Origin of the sequence: Vibrio sp. V01_P9A10T6 (assembly GCF_963877065.1) — a bacterium.
Taxonomy (GTDB): domain Bacteria; phylum Pseudomonadota; class Gammaproteobacteria; order Enterobacterales; family Vibrionaceae; genus Vibrio; species Vibrio anguillarum.
On the sequence record NZ_CAWNTB010000214.1, the window covers coordinates 1 to 14368 of the forward strand.

Below are 14368 nucleotides of genomic sequence, written 5' to 3' on the forward strand. Positions count from 1 at the left end.
GAAGTGTTGGTGCTGGATGAAGCCGATCGCATGCTCGATATGGGGTTTTTGCCTGATATCCAACGTATTTTGAAACGCATGAATGATGAACGCCAAACGCTGTTTTTCTCGGCCACCTTTGATGACAAAATCAAAGCATTAGCACACAAAATGATGCGCGACCCTGTCGGCGTGCAAATTTCACCGGCCAACGCGACCGCTGATACTGTAAAACAGATCGTTTATCCAGTGGATAAAAAACGTAAAAGCGAGTTATTAGCTTATCTAATTGGTTCACGTAATTGGCAGCAAGTCTTGGTATTTACCAAAACCAAACAAGGTAGCGATGAGCTAGCCAAAGAACTGAAATTGGACGGCATCAAAGCGGCCTCGATCAATGGCGATAAAAGCCAAGGGGCGCGCCAAAAAGCATTGGATGATTTTAAATCAGGTAAAGTTAGAGCGTTGATCGCTACCGATGTTGCAGCTCGTGGAATTGACATTCAGCAACTTGAGCAAGTGGTTAACTACGACATGCCCTATAAAGCGGAAGATTACGTGCACCGTATTGGTCGCACAGGTCGGGCCGGGCTAACGGGCTTCGCGGTCTCTTTGATGAGCCGAGATGAAGAGTATCTGCTTGAAGCGATAGAGGCCTTACTCAATCAACGCCTGCCACAAGAGTGGTTAAAAGGGTTTGAGCCGAGTTTGTTGGAAGCCTTACCGACTGAGCGTAGCAGCCGTAAACCTAGCCGTTCAGCGGAAAAAAGAAAGATGAAAGCAAAACTAAACATCCATGCAGGTAGAGGTAAGCGATAAAGCGCCCGCTTTATCTGGCCCAGTCACATTCAATATCATACAGCAACTCATTGATGGAGTTCGGACAGAGCGTCTGAGCTTCGTCGATATGGAACTTGGCGATCATCAAGTCATTAAAGAGTTGCCAATGTTTTAGTAAGCATTGGTTCACATCTTGAGTTTCATCTGACCATGTTTCTTTTAAAAATGGCGTGAGGCTCGCCGCGCCGTGCGCGTACATGATCATCTGCCATTTTATCTCCCACACCTTTATTGGTGTGGCTGAAAATTCACGGTTGTATTGCTCGGCAAGTTGTTCGACGAGCTGCTCAATTTCACCTGCACTGTCGATAAAATAATCAAACAGAGCATCTTCTTGCCTTACCGCATCGGCGATCAGTTGAATCGGCTGTTTGACGGTCAGCATATGCGCGAGCAGCCGTACAATGAACAAATACAACTGCACGTTGGCGGCGGTGTTGGCTGGGATCTCTTTCAATATATGACGTAAATAATTCTCCATATAAAGATGGAGACCATCGCTGATACTGCGCCATATTTGCTCTTTACTACCGAAATGATGACGCAGCAAACTGTGCGAAACCCCAGCTTTTTCGCTGATCGTTCGTAATGACACTCGTGCATAACCTAGCTCGCAAAACAGATCCGCAGCGACCACTAGAATGTCTCTTTTGGTTTTTTGGGCATCAGTGGCACTTCGGCGGCCTTGTCTTTTGGTCATTTTTTAACTCGTCTCATTTTTTAACGAGCGCAGTTGTACCAGATTTGAGAGGTAGTTTCACGGAAAAAACGCTTTGTCAGTCATAACCGATGATAAGGTTATGACTGCACAATGTTAATTGGATCAGAGATAAAGGGATAGTTTGCTGATTAGAAAATCAATATCATCGCGTGAGACGTCTTTATGGGTCACAAAACGTACCGGATTGCCTGGCGAAACTTTTATTCCATCTTGCGCCAACTGATTGGTAATTGTATGGATATCGATAGAATCAGCTAATTTGGCAAATACGATGTTAGTTTGCACTAAATCTGGATTGACGGAAAACCCGTTTAAGTCCGCTAATTTGCGCGCTAAATATTGGGCATTGTCGTGATCAGTCTTCAGCTGAGTGACTTGTTCAGTCAATGCAAGATGGCCTGCTGCGGCCAAAATGCCTGCTTGACGCATGCCGCCACCGAGCATTTTTCTTAAACGTCGAGCCTTGGCAATGTAGGTTTTTGAACCCAACAGCAGCGAGCCGATAGGAGCTGAAAGCCCTTTAGATAAACAGACCGTCATTGAGTCAAAGTATTGCGCAATCTCTTTAACATCCACATCCAGCGCTACAGCGGCGTTGTATACGCGCGCGCCATCTAAATGCAGTGCCAAATGGTGTTGATCAACAAACGCTCGCGCTTGCGCTAAATAGTTGAGTGGTAGAACTTTGCCATTGATGGTGTTTTCAAGGCTAAGTAGTCGCGTGCGAGCAAAGTGGGCATCATCAGGTTTAATGGCCGCGCGCAGTTTATCGAAGTCTAACGTGCCATCAGGGTTATTTTCGATTGGCTGCGGCTGAATAGAGCCAAGAACCGCGGCGCCACCCGCTTCATATTTGTAGTTGTGCGCTTGTTGGCCACACAGGTACTCATCGCCACGCTCACAATGTGACATTAAACCCAGCAGGTTGGCTTGTGTGCCTGACGTGGTAAATAGCGCCGCTTCAAAACCGTGTCGCTGCGCGGCCCACTCTTCTAAGGCGTTGACGGTTGGGTCATCGCCATACACATCATCACCCACGTCGGCATTAGCCATTGCTTCACGCATCGCGGCGGTGGGTTTAGTAACGGTATCTGATCGAAAATCCATATAATCTCCTCATGCGTTTTTCTATTTTTGCTAGAAGCTTTTTCACTTCAATGCTTATCTGTGCCTGTACTTTATTGATAAATAAGCTCTTTATTGATGGCTAAGTATTTTATAGATAACCACACAGCTTCGCCTTACTTAGGCAGGCAATGGTTTTTGAATCTGTGATTTGCCCAGTGATGATTTTTTGCTCCAATTCCTGGATCGAAAGCGTCACCACCTCAATGACTTCATCATCGTCGCATGATAATCGTGCAGTTTTGCTCAACTGTTTAGCGACAAACAGGTGCTGTATTTCGTCACAAAATCCAGCTAATGGTGTGACTTGCCCTAAAGTGATCAGCTCACTTGCGCTGTACCCTGTCTCTTCTTCAAGCTCACGGTGCGCGCATTCGGCTGGAAGCTCCCCCTTTTCTAAAGTGCCTGCTGGGAGCTCTAACAACCACTTTTTGAGTGAGGGGCGAAACTGATTAATCAGAATAATATCGCCTTGTTCTGTGATCGGCAAAATCACGGCCGCGCCCGGATGGACTATGGTGGTGTGCTCAATGCTTTTGCCTGTAGGAAGGGTGACATCCTCTTGCACTAATGAAATGGTTTTCCATGTATGTATGGTTTTGCTCATGCAAACTCTTCTTTAATTGTGGCTAGCCAATGACTGATATGGTGATAAGGGTTCAACCTTACCGAGAATCTGTGGCTAAGACAAAGTAAAACGATAACCTAAGTATCAATATTGCTTGCACAATCAGTGATGTCAGTCTCATATATGCAAACATTGATTTCGAAGAATTTCACAGAAAAGAGATCTGCTATAAGTGGGCGCTTATACTAAAATCTATTTGTAACAAAACAATAACAGTCGTATAAAGTTATGTATACAAACCATTTGGAGCGCTTAAGTGATCAATTTTACTCCTGCATCTCATGCGCAAAAAGCGCTACTTTCAGAGCGCATAAATAAGCTTGCTAAGGCTTTATCGGATGGTGTTTATGAGCGTGAAGACACCATCAAACTTTGTCTACTGGCTGCTTTAGCGGGGGAAAGTGTTTTCCTACTCGGCCCTCCTGGTATTGCAAAAAGTTTGATTGCGAAACGTCTGATCCAAGCCTTCGATAACAGCAGTTATTTTGAATACCTCATGACGCGTTTCTCAACACCAGAAGAGGTATTTGGTCCATTAAGCATTCAAGAATTAAAAGATAATGGGCGCTATGTTCGCCTAACCAAAGGCTATCTTCCTACCGCACAAGTGGTTTTTCTTGATGAAATTTGGAAAGCAGGCCCCGCCATTTTGAATACCTTATTAACGGTAGTGAATGAAAAGACCTTCAAAAATGGGAGCGATATTGAACGTGTACCAATGCGTCTTCTGGTTTCGGCATCGAACGAATTACCGGATGAAGAGAGTGGTTTAGACGCCTTGTACGATCGCATGTTAGTGCGTGTGTTTGTCAATCGTATTCAAAATAAGCAGAATTTCAAATCGATGCTGACCGTCGGTACGCCACAAGAAGCACGCATCCCTGAAGGGCTTGCGATTACCGATGAAGAGTATCACTTATGGCAGCGACAACTTGACGATTTACTGTTGACAGATGACGTGTTTGAAAAGTTATTTGAGCTGAAAAACATGCTAGAGCATGCCGTTGAAAACCAGCCCGCTGCGGCAAGTATTGATATGTACGTCTCAGACCGCCGTTGGAAAAAAGCGGTGAAGCTGCTCAAAGCGAGTGCGTTTTTTAATGGCCGAGACTCGATCAACCCGCTTGACTTACTACTGCTGCAAGATTGTCTTTGGAATAGCCCTGAGTCTCGCGATATTGTGCGCCGCGTTATCCGCGACTTTGCGTTGAAACATGCTTTTGACCAACAAGAAGTTGAACATCAAATCGTAGTGTGTCGTGAAGAGCTGGCTGAGATTCAAGAAGAGCTAGAGTCTGAATTTGGCATGTTGCTCTCGCTGGAAACATCATCGGGTTTGATTAAAAAGCAGGTGCATCAGTTTGATACCAAATCGGCAAAAACCTATCAGGTAGGCACCGCTCATGACTTGGTCAAATTGGTGTTGCTGCAAAGCAATATGTCCGTCTCTGAGGCAGAAAAAGGCGATAGCCGCTGGGTTTATGTGCCTAAAAGCGAGCTTGAAAGAACGATCAAAGAGGGGCATGGCGATGTGTATGGTTATGTGAATCAAAATACCAATTTGTGCCGCTTAAGGTTTGATTTAGATGCTGGTAATAACCTCGTTCTTAAAGATATTGCTAATCGCTCGGTGTTGGTGAGTTTGGTGACTGAGCAAGGTTTAGACGAAAGTCTTTATCAAGAGTGGCTTACGAAAGCGGATCAAGCCGTTGCACAGTTGCAACATGCCGAACACCATCTGCGTAAAGTGCGTTCTAAGTTTCACGGCGCTTTGCCGCATAACTTCATTGATCCGGAGCTGCCCACCGCTATGGAAGCGACGCTCCAGCAGCTGCAGCAATTACTTGAATCGACTCATACCGAATGCGAAAAAACGGTGCTTCGTTTTAAAAACCTAAACCAGTTTTTTGCGTAAGGAGAGAAGATGCTTGGTGCCGATGGTTTAAATTTAGCCTTAATGATTGCCGACTCGGGCATCATTGATACGGCGGTGAATGATTTGCTTGCGCGCTCGCAAGTGATGATGATGGCTGAAAACCGCGGCGTGGCGAATTCAGTCAAAAATCACCTAACTAAGTGGCGTGGTAGTGTCAAAAAACGCATTACAAAAGTGTGTGAAACTGAGCGTTTTCAACAAGAGCTGACCTTATACCAAGAAGTGATTCACTGGGACGAAGAGACGTTCTTTACTCGGATTAACGAGATAATCAAACAGTTGGAATGGCACTCAGCATTTTATCTCCAAGCGCGTCGTTTAATTGAAAAAAATAAGGGGTTGCATAACCCCATGTTCCCTCATTTCTTTTGTGATCAATGGTATCAAAGCCTTTGCCATGCGATTAAACAAGCGCAAATCAACGAACTTGAAAGTAACAAAGAAAAAGTGTTGGCCGATTTGTACCAGCGTATGGAAACCATGAAAAACATGGATAAAGTCACTGAATCGGGCGATGAAAGCAGCGTCGGTCGCTTGTGGGATATGGCGTCGGCGAAGCTCAGTAAAACAGACATTAGTGTCATGAAACGCCATGCGGAATTTTTGAAAAAGAACAAAGGATTGCAAGAAATTGCCGAACAGCTTGGGCGCATGGCTGGTGAAGTAGATGACCCGGATCTCAACCGCACTCCAGCCGAAGCGCTGCAAATGGTGGAGGAGAAATCGGACGAAGCGACGGATGACATCGTCGGCATCCACGAAAGTGATGATCTGAACAAGCTGCTGCCCAACGAAACCATGTTTCTTGCCTATCCTGAACTTGAGGTGGTTTTCTACAAGCATTTAGTGGATAAGCGCTTGATGAACTATCGTATGCAAGGCAAGTCTCGCACTTTGCGTAAAGTCAAAGCGTACCAACCAGAATACAAACAGTTTGAGATTGAAAAAGGGCCGTTCATCGTATGTGTGGATGCTTCTGGTTCCATGAGTGGTTTCCCAGAACAGTGTGCAAAAGCGATGGCTTATGCTCTGATGCAGATCGCTCTCGCTGAGAGGCGCGAGTGCTACGTGATGCTGTTTTCTACTCAGCAAATTACCTATGAGCTGACCAAGCAAGATGGCTTGCGTGAAGCGAGTGATTTTTTAAGTTATTCATTTCACGGCGGAACGGATTTAGATCCTGTACTAGAACAATCGGTTGAGCTGATGAACAGTGACAAATACCGCAATGCAGATTTGGTCGTATTGTCGGATTTCATCGCACCTAAACCGCCGGAAGCTCTGCTAGAAAAAATCGCGACCTTAAAACATCAAAAAAATCGTTTCCATGCGGTGAGCTTGTCTCGCTATGGTAATCCACAGTTGATGGCGATGTTTGATCACTGCTGGGCATACCATCCTAATCTCGTCGGGCGGCTGATGAAAAAATGGTAACGATCACTTGATAAGAACTGATGGATTGTTGTTCTAATTGTTCGCCTTCTATCCTTTGCGGGTCGATTCTTAGTCACTTGATTCATAAGTGGAAAATTTATTGTTGACTCATTTTCTTAATCCGTTAAAGTACGCCTCGTTCTCACGGCAAAGCTCGAAAGAACAATGTCAGGAGTTAGTTGCTCAGCAAGATGAGCAAAGTTATTAAAAGCTGCAACGCAATGTGTAATAACAAAACTTGTTAATAACAAAGCTAGCGAATGTACTTCAAAAAATTTTCGATGGTGTGTAACTGATTCAGTTGACGGCATCGCAATCCAGAATTGCGTGCCCTGGTGGTGAAATTGGTAGACACAAGGGATTTAAAATCCCTCGACTTTCGAGTTGTGCCGGTTCAAGTCCGGCCCGGGGCACCATCTATTATTTGCTCATTAAGAGCAACAAAAAATTAAAGGCGCGATGGCAGACTGGTTATGCAGCGGATTGCAAATCCGTGGACCTCGGTTCGACTCCGGGTCGCGCCTCCAAAAACAAAAAAAGACGCTTTTTAGCGTCTTTTTTTGATCTATGTGATTAAGAATCAACAGCCTGCTTAGAAAATAACGCCATCGGTATGATGGCGTTAACATGACATTGACAGCAATGCATAGAGGTAAGTGTTAAGCCGCCTTTTCGGTTTGATAATTTCCCAGTAGGGCACTGTAAATTTCTTGGTCGCTTAAGACGCCGACGAGCTGATTATTTTCCATCAGAAGAATCGGATTTTGAGTTCGATGTTTCAACTCAATCGCGCTACGCATATCAATATCAGGTGTTGTAATGATCATCATCGATGAATCAATGTTCGACATATCCCTGACTTGGGTATCCCAGTGGATAAGAGCGGTCGACGTTGCTCCATATAGTGTCAGAGTTTTATCATGTTGTGCGACCCAAACATCCTGTTTTTTGCAGACCTGCCAACGTTCGTCTTGTTGCTTTAACTGTTCGATGGGCTGCATTAACGAACGTCCTTTTAGTACGTTAAGAGGGTTAGTGTGTGCCACAAACTCTTTGACGTAGTCCGTTTTGGGTGTAAGGACAATTTCTTCTGGTTTACCGTGCTGAATCAGTTTTCCTGACTCCATAATCGCGATGTTATTACCTATTTTTAGTGCTTCATCTAAGTCGTGGCTAACAAATAAGATGGTTTTGTTGAGTTTGCTTTGTAGATCTAATAACTCATCTTGCAGTTGCGCACGAATCAGCGGATCAAGTGCTGAGAATGGCTCGTCCATTAACAGGATGTCACTGTCCATTGCAAAAGCACGCGCTAAACCGACACGTTGCTGCATGCCGCCAGAAAGTTCGTGGGGGAATTTATCTTCCCATTCAGCAAGGCCAACCATTGTTAGCTGTTCACGAGCACGTTGGTGGCGTTTTTTCTTACTCATTCCTTGCATTTCTAAGCCAAACGCCACGTTATCTAAAACCGATAACCAAGGCATAAGGGCAAACTTTTGAAACACCATCGAGACACGATTTGTCCTTAAATGCTGAAGCGTTGCTTTATCACAGCTGGCAAGGTCAACAAAGCGTTCGCCATCTTTTAATTCTAATGATCCTCGGCTGATGGTATTTAAGCCATTCACCGCGCGCAGCAAGCTCGATTTCCCTGAACCAGACAGCCCCATCAAGACGCAAATCTCGCCTTCTTTAACAGTAAGGCTGACATTGTTTACCCCTACGACTTGACCGCAGGCATCGATAATCTCTTGGCGAGATTCACCCGCGTCGAGTCGTTGCAGTGCTTCATTTGGGTTCTGACCAAAGATAACATCGAGGTTTTTAATGGTAATCGCATCCATGATTATGCGTCCTTATTATTTTGATGTGGGGTTTTGCATAAACGATCAAGAATGATGGCGACTAAAACGATGGCTAAACCAGCTTCAAAACCTTGAGAAATATTGACGGTGTTGAGTGCACGAATCACGGGTTTGCCAAGGCCGTCAGCACCAACTAAGGCGGCAATCACAACCATGGAAAGTGATAACATAATGCACTGAGTGATCCCTGCCATTATGCTGGGTAGCGCTGCTGGCAACTCCACTTTGAGCAGTAAGTTCATACGGCTAGAGCCGAATGCTTTACCCGCTTCAACTAACTCTTCCGGTACCTTAGTAATCCCAAGATAGGTGAGGCGAATGGGGGCGGCGATGGCAAAGATAATGGTCGAAATGAGCCCCGGAACAATACCCAAACCGAACAGAACTAGCGTTGGAATGAGGTAAACAAAGGTTGGTACCGTTTGCATTAAGTCAAGAATTGGGCGCATCAGCGTATAAAGCCATGGTCGATGCGCGGCGATAATGCCCAATGGTACGCCAATTAATACGGAAATCGTTGTCGCGGCAAACACCAAGACAAAGGTTTCCAGCATTTCTTGCCAGTAGCCAAGGTTTAGAATAAGCAGTAGGGCAGCAATAACAAATACCACCAATGAAATCTGACGATGCAGATACCATGCAATGGCTGCGGTGACTAAAATCGGCACGGCAGGGGGCATCCATTTAAACACATCAACTAAAGATAAAATGATGGTCTCAAGTAAGTAGGAAACAGTATCAAAAAATGTGGCTGCATGGATGGTCAGCCAGTCAACGCCACTTTCCATCCAACGACCTAAGGGGATTTTGTTCTCTGTAATAAAATTCACGGTATAGCCTTTTGGAAGGTGAAATGCTCACCTCCTCCTTTAAATTAATTTATGCTTTAAATGGCGCTAAATAGTTGCTAATAGCTTGTTGTGCAGGTGCTCCAGCTTTGGTTTTTACATTCTTTAGCCATGGAACAATACTTTCTGGATGTTTGATTAACCATTGGCGAGCGGCTTGTTCTGGTAACACGCCTTGGTTGAGAATGGATTCCATCAGTTGGTTTTCCATTTCAAGCGAGAAGGATAGGTTTTTTAATAAATTACCGACATTTGGGCATTGTGCTAGGTAGTTTTGACGCACATTGGTGTAGACATTTGCACCACCGTAGTTTGGGCCAAAGTAATCGTCACCGCCATCAAGGTATTCCATTTCAACATTGCTGTTCATTGGGTGCGGAGCCCAACCTAGAAACACAATCCACTGATTACGACGTACCGAGCGTGCCACTTGTGACACCATGCCCGCTTCACTTGACTCAACAACGCTAAAATCTTTCAGCTCAAAAGCGTTTTCATCAACCATCGATTGGATCAAGCGATTACCGTCATTGCCCGGTTCAATACCGTAGATTTTGCTGCGAAATTTATCTGAAAATTGAGCGATATCAGCAAACGATTGGACACCGGCATCATAAACGTACTTAGGCACAGCGAGTGTGTATTTTGCTCCTTCCAAGTTAGCGCGCAGAGTTTCAACCGTTCCAGCTTCACGGTATTTGGCAATATCGCCTTCCATGGTTGGCATCCAATTACCGAGGAATACATCAATGTCACCGTTCGCCATAGATGAGTAGGTCACGGGTACTGAGAGTAAATCGATTTTTGTCTGATAGCCTAACCCTTTGAGCAGCTCTGTGGTTATTGCTGTCGTGGCGGTAATGTCTGTCCAACCCACATCAGCAAAGCGCACCGTATCGCATTGATTGGCGTAAGCGTTGGCGCTGAGCAGAGTCGTCATTGTAAGTGTGAGCACGGTTTTTTTAGTAATAGACATGTTATTTCCTTGTGTTTTTGACTGACTTTATAAATTTTATGAGTAAGCGTCCGGCTTTCTCATTGGTGGTTTTATTCTTTGTTTGGTTTGCCAATCTGGTGCAATCCATACTGGAGCTTCAGTACTGGCTAATAGCGGTTTGCCTAAAATAAGATCGGCGGCGCGCTCTGCGACCATAATGGTTGGCGCATTCAGGTTCCCGTTGGGAATGCTTGGGAATATAGAGGAATCCACCACGCGTAAAGCTTGAATTCCGCGCACTTGGCATTGGTCATTCACCACGGCCATTGGGTCGTCATCTGCGCCCATTTTGCAGCTGCAAGAGGGGTGATAAGCGCTTTCCACATTCTGTTTGACCCATGAATCAATATCGTCATCGCTTTGGATCTCTTCCCCCGGTTGAATTTCTTCGCCCCGATAACTATCCAATGCTGGTTGCGCTAGAATTTCGCGGGTTAGACGAATGCAATCGCGCCAATCTTGACGATCTTGTTCGGTTGATAGGTAATTAAATGCGATAGAGGGTGAAACCGTTGGATCGCGAGAGACAATTTGTACTTGTCCTCGGCTTTCTGGCTTATTGGGTCCCACATGAACTTGGAAGCCGTGACCATCAAAGGCCGCTTGGCCGTCGTACCGCATCGCAGCAGGTAAAAAGTGGTATTGAATATTTGGCCATTTGAGCCCTGCGCGAGAGCGAATAAACGCGCATGACTCGAAGTGGTTGGTTGCCCCTAATCCTTTACGAGTTAAGATCCATTCAGTGCCGATAAGCCCTTTGCTGATTAAACCGAGTTTACTGTTTAGTGTGATCGGCTGTTTGCAGTGGTATTGAAAATAGATCTCTAAGTGATCTTGCAGGTTTTGACCCACGCCAGGCAGGTCTTGCTCCAGTTTCACACCAACTTGTTCAAGCAACGCTTTAGGGCCAATACCTGAAAGTTGCAAAAGTTGAGGAGAGCCAATAGAACCAGCACTTGAGATCACTTCTCGCAAGCAAAACGCTTGTTGGATCTTGCCTGATTTTTCAAACTCAACGCCGATGGCCTTTTGCTCTTCAATCAAGATTTTATGTGCCACAATTCCTGTTTTTACGGTGAGGTTCGGGCGCTTCATCGCGCGGCGTAAATAGGCATTGGACGTTGAGGCGCGAACTCCAGAATCTACCGTCATATGCATTGGTCCGAAACCTTCCTGCTGATAAGCATTGTAATCGTCAGTTTCTGGATAACCGGCTTCTTTGCCCGCATCGATGAAGGCTTGATAAAGTGGGTTCAATTGCATGTCGTTACCGTTACAAGTACCGACGGGCCCGTTGCCGCCACGATAAGCGTTCTCGCCACCTATCCAAGATTCAGCGCGGCGAAAATAGGGTAAACAATTTTGATAATTCCAACCCTCAGCGCCCAGTGATTCCCATTCATCAAAATCGCAAGCGTGGCCACGAACGTACACCATGCCATTAATAGACGAGCTGCCACCGAGTACTTTGCCCCGTGGGCAATGTAACTGACGCCCGTCAAGATCGGGCTCTGATTCGGTTTCAAATTGCCATGCGTATTTTTCGCTGTTCATCGGGTAAGAAAGGGCGGTTGGCATTTGAATAAAAATGCTTTTATCGCTTCCGCCAGCTTCGAGCAGTAAAACTTGATGCTCGCCAGACTCGGTTAAGCGATCGGCAAGAACACAGCCTGCTGAGCCCGCACCGACGATAATGTAATCAAAGTGATTTAACATAGAAGGCTCCTTTGACGATTAAGCATATGGGCTAGCAAAATCATCTAGCTCCACTAAAATGCTTTTGGTTTGGGTATAGTGCTTAAGGGTTTCTATGCCATTTTCACGGCCAATTCCGGAATGCTTATAACCACCGACAGGCATTTCTGCCGGAGAGTCTCCCCAAGTATTTATCCAGCAGATCCCGGCTTGAAGTTGGTGAATTACTCGGTGTGCACGTGAAAGGTTCTGTGTGAACACTCCTGCCGCTAAGCCATATTGAGTGCCATTCGCGCGCGCGATCACTTCGTCTTCATCGCTAAATTTAAGCACTGACATTACAGGGCCAAAGATTTCTTGCTGCACGTGAGGCATGTCATCAGTGCAATCAATGAAAACGGTTGGTGCAACAAAGTTGCCCTTATCTAGGCCGTTATCGGTAACTTGATAACCGCCAGTGAGCAAAGTTGCTTGGCTGGTTTTGGCTTGCTCAATCGCTGTGAGCACTTTGTTTAAATGAGGTTTGGAAATTAACGCGCCAATCTGGGTGTTGATATCCATAGGATCGCCAATCACTAATTGTTCAGTACGCAGCTTAAGCTGAGCGACAAACGCATCGTAGAGGCTGTCGTGTACGAAAACGCGCGTCCCATGGGTACACACTTCACCTTGGGTATAAAAGTTTGCCACCATGGCGGCGGAGACAGCTTGATCAAGCTTGGCATCATCAAAAATAATGAGCGGTGACTTTCCGCCCAATTCCATAGTGACAGACTTCAAGCTGCGAGCGCTGTCTGCCATCACGGCTTTCCCGGTGCCCGATTCACCGGTAAAAGAGACTTTGGCAATATCAGGGTGGGCTGTCAGCATTTGACCTACGCGGTAATCACCTTGAACCACGTTAAAGACGCCGTCTGGCACTCCCGCGTCACTGAAGATCTCTGCCAGTTTTAATGCGCTTAATGGCGTTTCCTCTGAGGGCTTGAAAATCATCACATTGCCGGCAGCCAGTGCTGGCGCTGATTTCCACATCGCGATTTGAATCGGATAATTCCATGCGCCAATGCCCGCGCAGATGCCTAATGGTTCGCGGCGAGTATAAAAAAACTGATGGTCGTTGAGCGGTTGTTGCTCGCCTTGAAGCGATGTGGCTAAATTTGCAAAGTACTCAATGACGTCTGCGCCAGTCGCAATATCAACGCAATTGGCTTCTTGAATCGGCTTACCGGTATCGAGAACTTCAAGTACAGCAAGTTCATCGTTTCGTTCTCTAAGTATTTTTACTGCTTTTAGCAAAATACGGCTGCGTTCTGTTGCGGTCATTCTTGACCATACCGCGAATCCTTGCTTAGCAGAGGTGATAGCTTGTTCAATGTCATTGGCACTGGCGTGCTGCAATCTTGCTATCACTTCACCTGTTGCTGGGTTGTAGGTATCGAAACGTTCTCCTGAAGTCGCAGATCGAAGCGTTCCGTTGATATAAAGCGATTGTATTTCCATTTTAAGGCCTGAAGTGAGTTGTTATTGCGCGTAAAACGCTAATTGTTTATTGAGGTAATCGTTAATGATGGAATGTGCTTGAGCAGGGTCTATTCCTTTGGGGTTTAATGCTCCGCGTAGCCAAATGCCATCAATCAGTGACGCGATGCCATGAGCCACGAGGTTGACCTGTTCTGATGGGAGCAGCGGCTTGAGTTCAATCTCACCGCGCGCAAGTAAACGCTGTTCATTGACGTATTGCAGGCGATTTAATTGTGCGTCGTGCATAGAGTAAGCCCAAAACGCTAACCATGTTTTAACAACTTGGTTTTCCGCTTGGAACCCTTTGAAATTGCCGGTTACGATGGCATTAATGCGTTCGTAATGAGCCTCTTTTGGGAGTTGGTTTAAATGCTGAGTGATGGTGGTTGAAAGCTCACGTAAAACAACACGCATTGTCTCTTCCAATAATCCATGCTTGCCGCCAAAGTAGTGATTGATAATCCCTGTCGAGACACCCGCTTCTTTGCTGATTAAAGCGATACTTGCGCCATGCAATCCAACACGCTCAATGACTGTCATTGTTGCGGCAACAAGTTGAGGTTTGCGTATGTCTGGCATCCCTACCTTTGGCATAATTCATCCTGATTATTTTATATTGAACGATTAGTTAAATATAAAATGCCATGATAATGTTTAGAGTTCAAATCTATTTTTGCGTAATAATTGCCATTGAATTTGCATGGTTAATAATAAATATTATTTTAATTCAATTGATTACAATTAATTTTCCATAATTGTTTAGTGTGAAAAATATT

12 protein-coding genes and 2 tRNA genes are annotated in these 14368 nt (G+C 45.4%); 5 read left to right on the forward strand and 9 right to left on the reverse strand.

Annotation, left to right across the window (positions count from 1 at the left end):
* On the forward strand, window positions 1-798 hold a 798-nt coding region (locus tag AACQ21_RS16655; RefSeq protein ID WP_146127543.1), incomplete at its 5' end, for a DEAD/DEAH box helicase.
* 10 nt (window positions 799-808) lie between these two features.
* On the opposite strand, the gene AACQ21_RS16660 is transcribed toward AACQ21_RS16655, so the two are convergent.
* The 3 genes from AACQ21_RS16660 to AACQ21_RS16670 all read right to left on the reverse strand — a co-directional run bounded on the left by AACQ21_RS16660 (window position 809) and on the right by AACQ21_RS16670 (window position 3272).
* Window positions 809-1519 (reverse strand): TetR/AcrR family transcriptional regulator, encoded by a 711-nt coding sequence (locus AACQ21_RS16660; RefSeq protein WP_094125725.1) that lies wholly within the window; start codon window positions 1517-1519, stop codon window positions 809-811.
* A 123-nt stretch (window positions 1520-1642) separates the two neighbouring features.
* Window positions 1643-2647, reverse strand: a complete 1005-nt coding sequence (gene ltaE / locus AACQ21_RS16665; RefSeq protein ID WP_105976987.1) for a low-specificity L-threonine aldolase — start codon at window positions 2645-2647, stop codon at window positions 1643-1645.
* 109 nt (window positions 2648-2756) lie between these two features.
* Window positions 2757-3272, reverse strand: a complete 516-nt coding sequence (locus tag AACQ21_RS16670) for an NUDIX hydrolase (protein ID WP_017048791.1) — start codon at window positions 3270-3272, stop codon at window positions 2757-2759.
* A 277-nt stretch (window positions 3273-3549) separates the two neighbouring features.
* Here AACQ21_RS16670 and AACQ21_RS16675 point away from each other — a divergent pair, with 277 nt between their 5' ends.
* From AACQ21_RS16675 to AACQ21_RS16690, 4 genes are all read left to right on the forward strand, one after another.
* Window positions 3550-5208: an ATPase RavA domain-containing protein gene (locus AACQ21_RS16675; RefSeq protein WP_105976988.1), complete on the forward strand. Its 1659-nt coding sequence runs from the start codon at window positions 3550-3552 to the stop codon at window positions 5206-5208.
* Between the two features lie 9 nt (window positions 5209-5217).
* Complete coding sequence (gene viaA / locus AACQ21_RS16680; RefSeq protein WP_105976989.1) at window positions 5218-6663, forward strand: ATPase RavA stimulator ViaA; 1446 nt, start codon at window positions 5218-5220, stop codon at window positions 6661-6663.
* Window positions 6664-6992: 329 nt separating this feature from the next.
* Window positions 6993-7079: transfer RNA gene (locus AACQ21_RS16685), tRNA-Leu, on the forward strand.
* A gap of 37 nt (window positions 7080-7116) precedes the next feature.
* Window positions 7117-7190, forward strand: a tRNA-Cys gene (locus AACQ21_RS16690).
* 132 nt (window positions 7191-7322) lie between these two features.
* Here AACQ21_RS16690 and choV read toward each other — a convergent pair.
* From choV to betI, 6 genes are read right to left on the reverse strand one after another with little or no spacing between them, the layout of a single operon-like run.
* Window positions 7323-8510 (reverse strand): choline ABC transporter ATP-binding protein, encoded by a 1188-nt coding sequence (gene choV, locus AACQ21_RS16695; RefSeq protein WP_047689622.1) that lies wholly within the window; start codon window positions 8508-8510, stop codon window positions 7323-7325.
* A gap of 2 nt (window positions 8511-8512) precedes the next feature.
* Window positions 8513-9361 carry a choline ABC transporter permease subunit gene (gene choW, locus AACQ21_RS16700; RefSeq protein WP_017048787.1) on the reverse strand — a complete coding sequence of 283 codons (849 nt, stop codon included), beginning with the start codon at window positions 9359-9361 and terminating at the stop codon, window positions 8513-8515.
* A gap of 49 nt (window positions 9362-9410) precedes the next feature.
* Window positions 9411-10355: a choline ABC transporter substrate-binding protein gene (locus tag AACQ21_RS16705; RefSeq protein WP_105976990.1), complete on the reverse strand. Its 945-nt coding sequence runs from the start codon at window positions 10353-10355 to the stop codon at window positions 9411-9413.
* A gap of 36 nt (window positions 10356-10391) precedes the next feature.
* Window positions 10392-12092 (reverse strand): choline dehydrogenase, encoded by a 1701-nt coding sequence (betA, locus tag AACQ21_RS16710; protein ID WP_105976991.1) that lies wholly within the window; start codon window positions 12090-12092, stop codon window positions 10392-10394.
* Between the two features lie 18 nt (window positions 12093-12110).
* Complete coding sequence (gene betB, locus AACQ21_RS16715; protein WP_105976992.1) at window positions 12111-13571, reverse strand: betaine-aldehyde dehydrogenase; 1461 nt, start codon at window positions 13569-13571, stop codon at window positions 12111-12113.
* Between the two features lie 21 nt (window positions 13572-13592).
* A complete protein-coding gene (gene betI / locus AACQ21_RS16720; RefSeq protein WP_105976993.1) occupies window positions 13593-14186 on the reverse strand; it encodes a transcriptional regulator BetI in 594 nt (197 codons plus the stop codon).
* Between the last annotated feature and the right edge of the window lie 182 nt (window positions 14187-14368).